This is a genomic window from Bradyrhizobium yuanmingense (assembly GCF_900094575.1).
Classification (GTDB): domain Bacteria; phylum Pseudomonadota; class Alphaproteobacteria; order Rhizobiales; family Xanthobacteraceae; genus Bradyrhizobium; species Bradyrhizobium yuanmingense.
In genome coordinates this window covers 576770-589663 of record NZ_FMAE01000001.1, presented here as the reverse complement: position 1 = coordinate 589663, position 12894 = coordinate 576770, and the positions used below count along the sequence as shown (strand labels likewise).

Sequence of the window (12894 nt, the reverse complement as noted above, 5' to 3'; positions counted from 1 at the left end):
TTCTCGTGAGCGTGAACGCGAGGACCGGAACCGATGTACGCGCTGTTCGAAGGCAACAAGCAGATCGGCAATCCCTTTCCGACCGAGAAGGAAGTGTGGGAAGCTGCCTTGATCGAGGGCCTCGTCACGGACGTCCCCATTGCGGACGAGGAGGGCGGCCACATTCTGCCGGCCGGCTATCACGTCGAGCGCATCGAAGAGACGGAGGAGACGTTCGCGCCGCGGCCGGACTGGAAGCTGCCGCGCGAGATCTCCTAAGTCAGTTCGTCGCCAGCGCCGCCTTGGCCACTTCCGCCATCCAGCGTGAAGCCACGGGCAGGATCGCGTCGTTGAAATCGTAGCGCGGGCCGTGCAGCTCGGCGCCGTCGCGCAACTCGCCATTGCCGATCCAGACGAAGGCGCCGGGCCGCTGCTGCAGATAATGGGCGAAATCCTCGCCGGCCATGCTGGGCGCGAGATCGCGCCGTACCGGTGCCTGCACCTTCTCCGCGGCGATGCGCGCGAGGTCGGCCTCATCAGGCGTGTTGATCACCACGCCAACGCCCCAGACGATCTCGGGCGTGACCTTGACGCCGAAGCTGGTCGCGATCCCGGCGCAGGTACGCGTGATGCCATCGAGGATGACGTCCTTGACCACTTCGCGGTGGTAGCGCAGCGTGCCGCGGATGGTGACGCGTCCGGCGATCTGGTTCGGCGCGGTGCCGCCTTCGATCGTACACAGCGACAGCACGGCGGTGTCGAGCGGATCGACGCCGCGCGAGGTGACCGATTGCAGCGCGACGATGAGGTGCCCGGCCGCCACCACGGGATCACGCGTCAGATGCGGCATGCCGGCGTGCCCGGGGTGGCCCTCGATCGTGATGGTGATGCGCCCGCCGGAGGCCATGACCACGCCGTCGTGCACGGCGATGGTGCCGGCGGCAAGGCCCGGCCAGTTGTGGAAGCCGAATATCCGCTCCATCGGAAACCGGTCGAACAGCCCGGCCGCGACCATCGCGCGCGAGCCGCCAAAGCCTTCCTCGGCCGGCTGGAAGATGAAGTCGACCGTGCCGCTCCAATCGGTATCAGTGGCGAGCAGCGCTGCGGCGCCCAGCAGCGCGGCGGTATGGCCGTCATGGCCGCACGCATGCATCACGCCCGATGTCTTCGAAGCATAGGGCAGGCCGGTATCCTCGGTGATCGGCAGCGCATCCATGTCGGCACGCAGGCCGACCCGCCTCTGCGCGTGGCCGCGCCTCAAGGTCGCGACGATGCCGTGGCCGCCGATGCCAGCCTCGAAGGGAATGCCGAGCTCTGTGAGCTTGTCCTGCACGAAGGCAGAGGTCTCTTTCTCCTGGAGCGACAGCTCCGGGTGGGCATGCAGATGCCGGCGCCACACGGTCAGTTTCTGGTGCAGTTCGGGGGACAAGGCAGGGGTCTTTCGCAAGGTGTCGGTTGCCGTCAGCATAAAGGATTATCACCGCCATGCACCCTGCGCCTTGGAATGCCTCGCGTGCAGCAATGTGCGCTTTTTCCGTCATTCCGGGGCGCGCCTCTTGGCGCGAACCCGGAATCAATCGTGCAGCGAGCTCCGCGGCCCAATAGATTCCGGGTTCGCGACTTCGTCGCGCCCCGGAATGACGAGCAATGGGTGTTACGCCAGCTTCGCCAGCCCCTTCCAGTCAAACCCGATCCCATGACCCGGCCGATCGGGCGCCAGCGCCAGCCCGTCCTTCAGCACCAGCGGATGCTCGATATACTTGTCGAGCCCGAAGCCGTGCGCCTCCAGATAGGATCGGTTCGGGCAGGCCGCGAGCAGGTGCACGGTGATGTCATGCGCGCCATGGCTGGTGACGGGCAGGTTGAACGCCTCCGCCAGCCGCGCGATCTTCATGAAGGCGGAAACGCCGCCGCAATTGGTGACGTCGGGCTCGGGATAGGACACCGCGCCACTGGCGATGTAGTTCTTGAACTCCCACAGCGAGCGCAGATTCTCGCCCGCCGCGATCGGCACGCCGCCCGCCTGCATGATACGCAGATGGCCGGCGACGTCGTCGGGGATGATCGGCTCCTCCAGCCAGGTCAGGTCATACGGCACGAAGGCGCGCGCGGCGCGGATCGCCTCCTCGACCGTCCATTTCATGTTGGCATCCGCCATTAGCGGAAAGCCGTCGCCGAGATGCTGCCGCATCGCGGAGATGCGCGCGACATCGGACTTGAGGTCGGGCCGGCCGACCTTCATCTTGATGGCGCGAAAACCCTTGGCGAGGTTGCCATCGGTCTGCTTGAGCAGCGCATCGACGGAGAGATCGAGGTCGATGCCGCCGGCGTAGCACGGCACGTGCGCATCGAAGCCGCCGAGCAGGCGGTACAGCGGCAGCTTGGCGCGCCGCGCCTTCAGATCCCACAGCGCGATGTCGAGTGCCGAGAGCGCCAGCACCGCCGGCCCGCCGCGCCCGCCATAATGCAGCCCCCACCAGACATGATGCCAGATCGCCTCGGTATCGTCGGCCTCGCGTCCTTCGACCAGCGGCGGGATCTCGCGCTTGAGAATGTCGGCCACAGCCCCGCCGTTGCGCCCGACCGTATAGGTGTAGCCGACGCCCTCGGCGCCATCGGCATCGCGGATGCGGCAGGTGATCAGCTCGAACGCCGTCATGTCGCCATGCGTGGAGTCCGACAGCGTGATGGGGAGGGGGATCCGGTAGAGCCCGGTCTCGATGTTTGCGATGCGTGGCATGGTGCCTCCCTGTCTTTGGTTCTTCTTCTTCGTAGGGTGCGTTAGCTAGCGGATGCGCGAAGCGCAGTCCGCTGGCGTAACCCACCTCTTCTGTCTCTGCGGATACGAACAGTGGTGGGTTACGCCTAGCGGTTTGCGCTTCGCGCAATCCGCGGGGCTAACCCACCTTACGCTAGACTATGAAGTCAGTCGCCTCCAGCGAGGCCGCATGCACTCCGCTCAGGGTGATGGTATCATTGGCAGTGAGCTGAATCACCGCATTGCCCGAGCTGTCATCGCTGATGAGGCCGGACAGGGTCGCCCAGTCGGCAAAACCGTAGTCGTGCAGGTTGATCACGTCGAGTTCCCCCGCGGTGCTGCCGACCGCGATGTTGCCTTGATTGAAGTCGTTGATGACGTCGTTGCCGGAGCCGGCCGTGAAGACGAAAACATCGTTGTTCGGTCCGCCCCACAGCTGATCATTACCCGCGCCGCCGTTCAGCGTGTCCGTGCCGCCGGTGATAGAGCCAGGGGTAGATGGCGCATAAGTCCGCGCATCGCCGTAGAGATGATCAGTGAACTCTCCGCCATTGAGGATGTCATTGCCGCCACGCGCACTGCCGGACATGTTCATGGCGTCGCCAATCAGCTGGGAGCCGTAGACGGCCGGCGGCGGCTCGCCGCCATTCGTCACGAAGGTTAGGGTATCGTTGCCACCCTGGGCATTGTCGGTCAATGACGTGAGCGAATCGCCGGCCAGCGTTCCACCTCCGATCGCCATGCCGCTGCTGATGCCGAGCGTGAGGTCGTCGTTGCCACCGATTGTATTGCCGGTCATGGCACCGATGGCATCCCCACTGAGGGTCGCCGTGCTTTCGTATGCATATTCGAATACGTTCAGCGTGTCGTTGCCGCCATGCGCGTTGTCGCTCATGGATCCCCCGGCATCGCCGCTGAACACGTTCTCGAAGGCGCGCCCACCGGTCACGCCTGTCAGCGTGTCATTGCCGCCTTGCGTGTTGCCCGACATGTCGCCTCCGGCATCTCCGTAAATGGAGATGTTGGAGCGGAAATTGCCGCCGGCGTCGGCGGTGAGCGTGTCGCTGCCGCCTGCAGCATTGCCCAACATGGTCTCGGCGTCGCCCATAATGGTGGCGCCGCTGAAGGGATAATCCACGTTCGCCGTGAGCGTGTCGTTGCCGCCGTGGGAATTGCCCTGCATGACCGTGTCTTCGCCGATCAGCGTAACGAACACGTCCGCGTTGAGGATGGTTGCCGTCACCGTGTCGTTCCCGCCCCAGCCGTCGATCGGGAAGTTGGGATCTCCGACGATGGTCGCGGTTTGGCTGAAGTCCGGAAAGGTGAGGATCAGGGTGTCGTTCGGCATCGTGCGCATGGCGCATCACTCCCATTTCATGTCAGTCGCGTGACTCTGAAAACAGCGGAGGTCTCGGCGAGACGCACTGCGGTCACGCTTGGATCTGAATCTACTTGGAGTTGATGGCGGAGGTTTGCTCCTGACTCGGTTTGATTGCGGCCGAGGAACCGCGTGACGGTGCTCGCCATCGATGGCAGCACGGGACAGGTGCGGACTTCACGGAAACCGCGATCGACCCGTTAGATCAGAGCCGTGTTAAAGCGCTATGACGTGCCGTTTGCCATCTCACCGCATCGTCGCGAGCTGCACCGCCAGCGCGCAGGCGCGGTCGTATTCGTCGAGATTGATCCATTCGTCGACCGTGTGCGCCTCGTTCTGGCCGGCACCGAAGGTCACGGTCGGAACGCCGTGGCGGACCATCCAGTTGGCGTCCAGGCCGCCATTGGCGGCGCGCACGTTCGCCGTTCCGCCCACGGCAGACACCGCCTCGATCGCGCGTTTGACCACCGGCAGGTTCTCCTTCATGCGGAACGGATAATAGTCGGTCTCGGCCTTGAATTTGACCTTGCCGGACTTGCCTTGCGCGTTGGTGACCTTCTTGGCCGCCTTCTCGAACGCGGCCTTGTAGGCCTTGGTGATCTCCTTGAAGAATTTTCCGTCGTGGCTGCGGCTCTCGCCGCGCACATGCACGTAGTCGGTGACGACATTGGTTGCATCGCCCGCGGGGCGGCCTTCGCCGCCGGTGACCGGGCCGACATTGCTGGTGCCTTGCCTCTTGCCCTTCACGACCTTGCCGAACCAGCCGCCGGCCTTCACGTCCGCAAGCGCCAGCGCCATGATCATGGTCGAGGAGATGCCGCGCTCGGGTGCGACGCCGGCATGCGAGGCGCGGCCGAAGATCTCGACGGTCCAGCGGTCGGCGCCGACGGCCCCGATCACGACGTTAGAGGCCGAGCCGCCGTCATAGTTGAACGCCATCACGGGCTTGCCGAGCTCGTCGAGCTTGACGTGCCGCGCGCCATAGAGCCCGCTCTCCTCGCGCACGCAGAACAACAGCGTGATCGGCGGATGATCGAGCTTCTGCTTTTGGAGCTCGGCGGCCAGCGTCACCAGCACGCCGCAGCCGCAGCGATTGTCGCCGCCGAGCGCGGTCCTGGCGTCGTTGACGATCTTGCGCCCGGACAGCTTTGGCTTCGCACCGGCGCACAGCGGCACCGTGTCCATGTGGGTCATGAACATGATGCGTGGATGGTTGTGCAGCGCGCCGCGGCCGGGCAGGTCGACGATGAGGTTGCCGGTCTCGGTCGGCACCGGAATGCGCGTGTTGGCGTCATCGAGCCGGATCGCCTTCGCCGGCACACCGCTCTCCTTCAGCGCAGCCGTGAGCTCCCGCCCGATCGCCGCCTCCTGCCCGGTGACGCCCTCGACAGTGAGGAAGCGCATGAGACGATCGGTGGCGGCTTTGGTGTCGACAGGCATGGACTCGAATTCCCCTGATGCGGATGGCGACGCAGCATCTCCTGCGCTTCCGCATTTCGCAAGGGGCTCAGACGCGCTGCGTGTAGATCAAGAAAATCAGCACGCCGACCGCCAGTGCCGCCGCCATGAACAGCAGCACCGCCGGCAGCCCCGCGAGTGCGGCCACCGCGCCGGTGACGGATTGCATCAGCGCAGTGCCGAGAAAGAAGGCGAGATTGACGGCCGCAAGCGCCTTGCCGGCGACCTGCGCATCGACGAGTTGCCTGGACATGCCGAACAGCAGCGGCTGCGCCGAGGTGAAGAGCCCGATGAGCACGAACAATGCCAGATCGTAGGAGGGCGGCATGACGTTCACGCCGAACAGCCATGCAACGGCAAAGTGCGGCGCTCCCAGCGCCATCAGCGCGAGCAGTAGCGCCGCGATCGCATGCGTGCCGGCGACCAGCTCGCGGCGGCGGCCGAGCCTGCGGTCGATCATGCCGACGAGCAGCGGGCCTGCGATCATCGCCAGCGTGAACGCGCCGAGCTGGTTGCCGGCCTCGATCCGCGTCAGGCCCTTGATCTCCATCAGCCAGGGTCCTCCCCACAGGCCGCGCAGCACCAGCGTGCTCGCCAGCGACACCATCGCCAGCGCGATCACGCCGCGCAGCGGCCGTGACAGGCCGAGCCTGACCACATCGATCATCTGCGACAGCGGCGAGGACTCGTCCTTGTGCTCGGCCGGCTGGTGCGGCACCAGTACGAACACCGCCAGCGCGACGAGGATGCCGCCGATTGCGGAGATCCAGAACCCGGCGCGCCAGCCGTAAGTATCGATCACGAAAGCGAGCGGGCTCGCCGACAGCAGCATGCCGATATTGCCGATCGAGAGGATGGCGCCCGACCACAATCCGAATCGCGCCGCCGACAATTGCTTGGCTGCGAGCGTCATCGGGCACATCAGCATGCCCGAGGTGGCGACGCCGAGCAGCAGTTGCCCGACGGCGAAGCTCTCGGGCCCCGTCGCAAACCCCGAGGCCATCGCGCCGAACACGGTTCCCGCCAGCAGGGCGAGCGACACCGGCCGCACGCCGAACCGGTCCATCGCCGCGCCGACCGGGATCTGCGAGGCTGCAAAGGCAAAGTGGTAGACCGACGTGAGGCTCGCCAGCGCCTGCGGCTCGATGTGGAAATCCGCCGCCATCAGGTCGAGGCTCACCGCCGGTATGGTGCGCAGCAAGGTCGACAGCATGTGGCCGCAGGCGAGCGCGACCAGCGCGAAGATCAGCGCGCGGGTGGCGGTGCCCGCGTCGTCGTCGGCATTGGTCATGAGCGTCCCGTCCCGAGAAGGTTTTAGGGTGGGTTACAGGATTGAGGGGGCGGGTGCCAATGGCGGCAGCGCGCCCCCCTCATGCCGGAATGTGACCTCGGGCTGGTACTCGACCTCTCGAGCAATGCCATTGCCGAGAGGCTAGCCGCATTGCAACGCACCACCTTCGAGACGGCACTCAGCCTGGTAGGGAGTCATGGCGTTGCGCCGCGGGGATAAAGTGTTGTGGGCGTCTCCGCGGTGCGCGCGACGGTTGCATCATCTTCGCTCTTGGGAGCTTCCGTTGGCGAACGTAGGAACAAAGGAGACATCGTCTCTCTTACCTAGGTTAGGGAGACCTGATCATGCTGTCCTCAAGACCGCCACGGCCCATTCGCACGACGCTCGATCTTGCGAACGCTGAGCAGGTCAAGTCGGTCCGCAGGCGGCTTCGCATCTCCAATGCCGATCTGGTCAGGATCGTCGACAAGATCGGCAACTCTCTGGCGGCCATCGAGAAGGAAGTGGAGCTCGAAAAGCTGGCCGTTCAGCAAGGTAGTGCCAGGGACGCAGCGACGACCCTCGAATGAATCCAACCCATCACGTGGGAAAGGAGAATTGCGATGAACAGTCTGATCTACCTCATAGGGCTCATCGTTGTGATCGCCGTCATTCTTTCGTTCTTCGGCTTGCGATGACCCGCCACGGCCCGGCAGGCGACCGCCGCGCCGGTGAAGTCATTCTTAATGTCGCGTGCAGCAAATGGTTGATGCGCACCAGGTCAGTACCATCATAGCGACGACGCTTTGTGCGTTCTTCGAGCGGCTTCCCGACGCTCAAATCGGCACTGAGGAAGCCAAGCTGCTGGCCAAGCAAATCACTGAAGCGCTGAACGCAGCTGGGCTGCAGATTGTCCCTGTGGCTCCGGCGAGCACACGGCCCTAGTTCTATGGCTGCGGCACCGAGCTTTCTGGCTTAAGGCTCCATCAGAGCTTCGTTTTCTTGAGGTCATGTCTCGCGCCGGAATGGCGTCATCCGCGTCGCTCCTGGGCCGCAATCTATTTCAACTCGATCAGCAGCTTCCAAGCGTCCTCCAGCAAGGCCTTCATCCGGTGTCGCTCGGCGCGGGCGTCCGGTGTGCACATTCCATGTTGATATGCATTCCGGTTGCCCTTCGGAGCGCCCGATCTTGGCGCGCCGCCATGCATGCGGCAGCGGCGCTTGCCGTGCACGGCTGGCGCGCGGCACGCGAGACCGCGGCGCGTCTGCGCCCCGCAGCGCGGGCTCGACTGCATTGCATCGGTATGACGGATGTGATCGCCGGTCATACGCAGGCGCCACTCGTATGGACCTCGCGGCCTGCGCCCGTTTCTGCATTCGAAGTCGTCTCCATTGCGCCAGCCTCCGCAATGATCATGCTGGCATGCTGCGTGACGTTGCCCACGATCGCCCGTCCGCCGTCCTGCACCGACAAATTCTGCACCGTGATCGCGCGCTCGTCGCTGTTGCGGTGGCGGTTCAGCGCTTCGACCTGGGCGGCGAAGGTGCGGGAGAGCCGGGTCAAGGCGCGGGCGATGCCCTCCTGCTGCGTCAGATCGTCGGTGCAGGCGAGACGGCAGGCACAGCGCATCGCCGCCATGTGCACCGACACCATCTGGGAGACCAGCAAGGCCTCGATGGAATCCTTCGGCGCGATGCTCCTGATGGTCGAGATCATGAAGGCGAGATTGGCCTCATCCGGCTTCTGCCCGACCACGCTGGCCTTGACCAATTGCCTCAATATGCCGTGCATCGCGTCGCGGTCGGCAGCGCCGAGCGCCTCGGCCAGCAGCCGCTCGCCGGTGTGCGGGTCGGGATGGCGGATCGCAATGCGCCGCTTGTAGAGTTTTACGCGCGGGGTCGCGGCGGGGACGCTGCGATCGGATGCCGCGAGCGGCGAGGGGATGTGGCGTTCGAGAGCTGTCGTCATGGGCATGTGTCCTTTGAGCGCGCAAGCGCGAACGGCCGTTCGCCGCTGCGCGCGAATGCGGATTTCGGAATGTCGATGAAGGGTTTAGACGCAACCGCGTCGGCACGGGTCCGGACCGGCAGGCCGTGACGCTCGCGACTGTTGCGATGATGGCATTATGGCACTGTTTTGCCCGACGCGACAGAATTTATTTCGTAAATCCGAAAAATTTCCTCGGCCCTGCGCAAGCCTTTGTTCTGAAAGGGGGGGGTCTACTGTGCATGGGGTTGTTTTCGCACTTTTGTATTGGAATCGGCGCGCACGTGCCGCGCGGCGGAATGCTGGCGCTCAAACGCGATTGCGAAATCCGGCACGGCCGCTATTCATGACCTCTACGGCGCAGTACCAACAAGCATGCACAAGCGGCGCCAAGAGGGTCTGGGAGAGAACGAATGCAACGAACCGCCCGCCTGCTGGCAGTCATCGCAGGTCTATGCGCCCTGGCGCCGGCGACAGAGGCTCTCGCGCAGAAATATCCGTCGCGGCCGGTCAAGATCATGGTCGGCTTCAGTGCGGGCGGCCCGGTCGACGTCGTCGCGCGCATCATTGGCGACCGCTTGAGCAACAAGCTCGGCCAGCCCTTCGTCGTCGAGAACCGCGCCGGCGCCAACGGCATGATCGCGGCCGAAGGCGTCGCGCGCGCCGATGCGGACGGCTACACCATGCTCGCCTGCAACTCGTCGACGATCACGCTGAACAAGACGCTGTTCAAGGACATCCGCTACGATCCGCAAGTCGATTTTGCGCCGCTCACCACAGTGGTCTCGGCGCCGCTCGTCCTCGTCGTCAATCCCGAGAATCCCAAGACGGCGAACGTCAAGTCGGTGGCCGATCTCGTCGCTGCGGCGAAGGCCGCGCCCGGCGCGCTCGCCTACGGCTCGGGCGGCAACGGCAATCTCGCCCATCTCGCCATGGAGCTGCTCAGCCAGAAGGCCGGCATCAAGCTGATCCATGTGCCCTATCGCGGCGGCTCGGCCGCCGAGGTCGGCATTCTCGCGCAGGAGGTGCTGGCAGTGTTCGATCCGCTCTCCGCCGTGCCGCTGGTCAAGGCCGGCAAGCTGCGCGCGCTGGCGGTGTCCTCGGCCGAGCGGCTGCCGGCGCTGCCCGACGTGCCGACCGTGGCGGAAGCCGGCTATCCCGGATTCGACATCTCGTTCTGGGTCGGCTTCTTCATGCCGAAGGCAACGCCCGCGCCGATCCTGGAAACGCTGCACCGGGAAATCGTCGCCGCCGCCAAGGATCCCGCGGCCGAGGAGAAGCTCGGCTCGCAGGGCGTCGTCAGTGTGCTCAGCCCGGCCGACTACGCCGCGAAGATCGCCAAGGAGACCAAGGAGCTCGCGGAGGTGGTCGCGGCCGCGAACATCAAGGCGGAATAGGGCGCGACGCGCTATCCGCCGATCAGCAGCGTAAGCCGGCCGAGCAGCGGACGCTGTCCTGCATTGATTTTCTCCTGCGCCGCGTCGAGCGTGAACCATTCGGCGCGGTCGACTTCCGGAAAGGCCTGCCGCTTGCCGCTGCGCGGCGGCCATTCCATCTCGAACGTGTTGCTGCAAATGCTGCGCACGTCGAGATCGAGCTCGGCCGCGAACGCGGTGACGAGCTTGCCCCCGCGCTGCCTGACCTGGCCGAGCGGGGTCAGCGGCAGGGAAAGCTTCAGTCCCAGCTCCTCGGCGAACTCACGTCGCGCCGCGATCTCTGCGTCGTCTCCGTCCGCGTACTCCCCCTTCGGAATCGACCATGCGCCGAGATCCTTGTTGCGCCAGAACGGCCCTCCGGGATGGACCAGGAGCACCTCGATGTTCCCACGCTTGCGATAGGCGATGATCCCGGCACTCTTCGATGGCATTGCAGGTTCCGCAGAAAAAGAGCCGCGGCCTTCCCTCGGGAAAAAGTGGAACTGCGCGTCCTAGCGCAGGTTAGTAGCCAATGTTCATTTGATGAAAGGGAGTGAACCATGATCCGCCTGTTGGCAACCACCGCATTGGGGGTGGTGCTGGCGAGCGCCGCGTTTGCGCAATCGCCCAGCACGAATCCGCCGTCTCAGCAGACGCCGCAGTCCCAGTCGAACTCCACCGCGCCATCCACGAGCTCGCCGTCGAGCGCGACCGACAAGCAGCAGACCACATCGCAACCGCAGCAATCCCCGTCGTCGGGAACGCCGGCCCAGACCACGCAGGCCAACCCACCATCGTCCGGCTCCGGCACCGCCAATACGGGCTCGACTGCGCAGTCGCAGAGCGGTGCGACAAATTCCAATGCAGCCGGCAACCAGCCTGCAACGCAGCAGAGCGCCAACCCGCCAGCTGCGAACACCAACCAGGCACAGGACCGGTCCAATCCGCCGCCGGCCAGCAATCAAGCCCAGCAGGCACCGGCCGCATCTGGAACCAACCAGGCCCAGCAGGCACCGACTGCGCCGACGAGCAACCAGGCGGCCGCCCAGGCCGACGTCAACCTCAACAAGCAGCAGGAGACCAAGATCAGCGCGTCGATCTCGCACCTCAACGTGCGGCCGCTGACCAACGTCAATTTCGCGCTGAACGTCGGCACGGTGGTGCCGCGCGACGTGCACCTCTCGACGCTGCCGCCCGACGTGGTCGAGATCGTGCCGCAATATCGCGGCTACAGCTTTGCGCTGGTGAAAGATCAGATCGTCGTGGTCGATCCGGCGACCTACAAGATCGTGACGGTGCTGCCGTACTCAGGCCAGTCCACGGCGACAACGACGACGACGCGCGAGCGCAGCGCCAGCAAGTTCTCGGATCGCGATCGCGAGGTGATCCGCAAGCATGCGAAAACCCGTACCGAGGGGCGCAAGGAAGTGCGGACCACCGGCAGCACGGCGCGCAGTGAGGTCCGCGTCGGTGACCGTCTTCCCGAGAGCGTCGAGGTCGAGGAGTTCCCGACCACGGTCTACCGCGATGCGCCGGGCTTGCGTGAATATCGCTACATCCACCGCGACACCCGGACCTATGTCATCGAGCCGCGCGAGCGGCGGGTGATCGAGGAGATCGACTAGGTCGATTTAGGTCGGAGCCGCCGCAAGCGAGCGGCTCCGATCGTTAGCCTGACGTCCGTTCGCGCGATGCGAGACGAACGGCGCGAGCCTTCGCGCTCTTTCCGGCCGCGCGTGCCGCGATCATGCTGCGGGCCTTGCCGGGAGCCGTGACATTCTTCCGCAACAGTGTGGCGAGCCGCTTGCGGGCGCCCTTCGTCGTCACGCGCGCCGCGACTTGCTCCGCCTTGCGAATGATGTTCGCAACCGAAGGCGTCAGGTTCACCGGAACCCAGGCGACGTCCTTGGCCTTCGAAAGACTGCCAATGCCTTCGCATGGCGCTTCGCGCGGCAGGTCGATGCGGATCGCGAGTGCCTCCGACCGTTCGGTCCAGTCTTCGGCCTTGGTGCCGGTGATGATCCGGACATAGTCACGCGTTTCGCGCGGCAGCTCGCTCTGCCTGGCAAGCCATTTCTGGATGCGGCCGGGACCGGCATTGTAGGCGGCGGCAGCAAGGCCGAGATTGCCGAAATCGTCGCGCAGCTTGCGCAGGAATTTTGCCGACGCCGGCAGCGCCTTCATCGGATCGAAGGGATCGTCGAGCCCGACCTCGGCGGCCGTCCCCGGCATGAACTGCGCGACGCCCTGCGCGCCAGCATGGCTGACCTCGTTGGACTTGAAGCGGCTCTCCTGCCAGATCAGACGCGCGAAGAACGGCACCGGAATGCCGCTGGATTCGGCGGCCTCGCGCAGCGCGTGACAAAATCGTTCGGTTGGCGAGGGCTCCGCCTGCACCAACGGCTCGACCGCGCGCGGTGGCTCGATCACCTGCTCGTAAGCCGCGTGCGCGTTGGCAAGCTCGATCGCTTGCACGCTGGCGACGAAGAGCTCGACCACCGGAACAAGTGACGAGGCATGATTGTTCTTGAGAACAGTGGTGTCGAAACGTGATGCTTGGCGGGATGCCGACGGATCGAGATCGCACATCAGAAGCAGAAACGCGGCGCAAGCCGCGACGACAAATCGCATTTGCTGGGAGAACCTCGA

At 65.1% G+C, this 12894-nt stretch carries 15 protein-coding genes; 6 read left to right on the top strand and 9 right to left on the bottom strand.

Annotated features, from left to right (window positions below):
- Nucleotides 1–33 precede the first annotated feature (33 nt).
- On the top strand, nucleotides 34–258 hold the full coding sequence (locus GA0061099_RS02590) for a hypothetical protein (protein ID WP_036026065.1): 225 nt from the start codon (nucleotides 34–36) through the stop codon (nucleotides 256–258).
- Between the two features lies 1 nt (nucleotide 259).
- Here GA0061099_RS02590 and GA0061099_RS02585 read toward each other — a convergent pair whose 3' ends face one another.
- The 5 genes from GA0061099_RS02585 to GA0061099_RS02565 all read right to left on the bottom strand — a co-directional run bounded on the left by GA0061099_RS02585 (nucleotide 260) and on the right by GA0061099_RS02565 (nucleotide 6864).
- The gene (locus tag GA0061099_RS02585; protein ID WP_036026105.1) at nucleotides 260–1408 is read right to left on the bottom strand and encodes an amidohydrolase; all 1149 of its coding nucleotides are present in this window, start codon (nucleotides 1406–1408) and stop codon (nucleotides 260–262) included.
- A gap of 225 nt (nucleotides 1409–1633) precedes the next feature.
- Nucleotides 1634–2719, bottom strand: coding sequence for a mandelate racemase/muconate lactonizing enzyme family protein (locus GA0061099_RS02580; protein WP_036026062.1), 1086 nt, complete (start codon nucleotides 2717–2719; stop codon nucleotides 1634–1636).
- Nucleotides 2720–2891: 172 nt separating this feature from the next.
- Nucleotides 2892–4094, bottom strand: coding sequence for a calcium-binding protein (locus GA0061099_RS02575; RefSeq protein ID WP_074447521.1), 1203 nt, complete (start codon nucleotides 4092–4094; stop codon nucleotides 2892–2894).
- Nucleotides 4095–4361: 267 nt separating this feature from the next.
- On the bottom strand, nucleotides 4362–5555 hold the full coding sequence (locus GA0061099_RS02570) for a M20/M25/M40 family metallo-hydrolase (RefSeq protein ID WP_036026053.1): 1194 nt from the start codon (nucleotides 5553–5555) through the stop codon (nucleotides 4362–4364).
- A 67-nt stretch (nucleotides 5556–5622) separates the two neighbouring features.
- Nucleotides 5623–6864 carry an MFS transporter gene (locus GA0061099_RS02565; protein WP_036026052.1) on the bottom strand — a complete coding sequence of 414 codons (1242 nt, stop codon included), beginning with the start codon at nucleotides 6862–6864 and terminating at the stop codon, nucleotides 5623–5625.
- A gap of 344 nt (nucleotides 6865–7208) precedes the next feature.
- Between GA0061099_RS02565 and GA0061099_RS02560 the strand changes: the two genes are divergently transcribed.
- Both GA0061099_RS02560 and GA0061099_RS02555 read left to right on the top strand, forming a co-directional pair.
- Nucleotides 7209–7433: a DUF3606 domain-containing protein gene (locus GA0061099_RS02560; RefSeq protein WP_036026050.1), complete on the top strand. Its 225-nt coding sequence runs from the start codon at nucleotides 7209–7211 to the stop codon at nucleotides 7431–7433.
- A 172-nt stretch (nucleotides 7434–7605) separates the two neighbouring features.
- Entirely contained in the window at nucleotides 7606–7788 is a 183-nt protein-coding gene (locus GA0061099_RS02555; RefSeq protein ID WP_036026048.1) for a hypothetical protein, read from the top strand.
- Nucleotides 7789–7901: 113 nt separating this feature from the next.
- On the opposite strand, the gene GA0061099_RS02550 is transcribed toward GA0061099_RS02555, so the two are convergent.
- Complete coding sequence (locus GA0061099_RS02550; RefSeq protein ID WP_036026046.1) at nucleotides 7902–8171, bottom strand: HGGxSTG domain-containing protein; 270 nt, start codon at nucleotides 8169–8171, stop codon at nucleotides 7902–7904.
- Nucleotides 8168–8812 (bottom strand): hypothetical protein, encoded by a 645-nt coding sequence (locus tag GA0061099_RS02545; RefSeq protein WP_036026057.1) that lies wholly within the window; start codon nucleotides 8810–8812, stop codon nucleotides 8168–8170. The genes GA0061099_RS02550 and GA0061099_RS02545 overlap by 4 nt, the downstream gene beginning before the upstream one ends.
- A 125-nt stretch (nucleotides 8813–8937) precedes the next feature.
- Here GA0061099_RS02545 and GA0061099_RS39730 point away from each other — a divergent pair, with 125 nt between their 5' ends.
- A complete protein-coding gene (locus GA0061099_RS39730; protein ID WP_141697551.1) occupies nucleotides 8938–9180 on the top strand; it encodes a hypothetical protein in 243 nt (80 codons plus the stop codon).
- A gap of 63 nt (nucleotides 9181–9243) precedes the next feature.
- Nucleotides 9244–10227, top strand: a complete 984-nt coding sequence (locus GA0061099_RS02540; RefSeq protein WP_074447520.1) for a Bug family tripartite tricarboxylate transporter substrate binding protein — start codon at nucleotides 9244–9246, stop codon at nucleotides 10225–10227.
- Between the two features lie 11 nt (nucleotides 10228–10238).
- Here the strand turns inward: GA0061099_RS02540 and GA0061099_RS02535 are convergent, their stop codons facing one another.
- Nucleotides 10239–10697, bottom strand: coding sequence for an NUDIX hydrolase (locus GA0061099_RS02535; RefSeq protein ID WP_036026031.1), 459 nt, complete (start codon nucleotides 10695–10697; stop codon nucleotides 10239–10241).
- Nucleotides 10698–10805: 108 nt separating this feature from the next.
- On the opposite strand from GA0061099_RS02535, the gene GA0061099_RS02530 reads away from it, so the two are divergent.
- Entirely contained in the window at nucleotides 10806–11870 is a 1065-nt protein-coding gene (locus tag GA0061099_RS02530; protein WP_036026029.1) for a DUF1236 domain-containing protein, read from the top strand.
- 43 nt (nucleotides 11871–11913) lie between these two features.
- On the opposite strand, the gene GA0061099_RS02525 is transcribed toward GA0061099_RS02530, so the two are convergent.
- Nucleotides 11914–12876, bottom strand: coding sequence for a lytic transglycosylase domain-containing protein (locus tag GA0061099_RS02525; protein WP_074447519.1), 963 nt, complete (start codon nucleotides 12874–12876; stop codon nucleotides 11914–11916).
- Nucleotides 12877–12894: the final 18 nt, after the last annotated feature.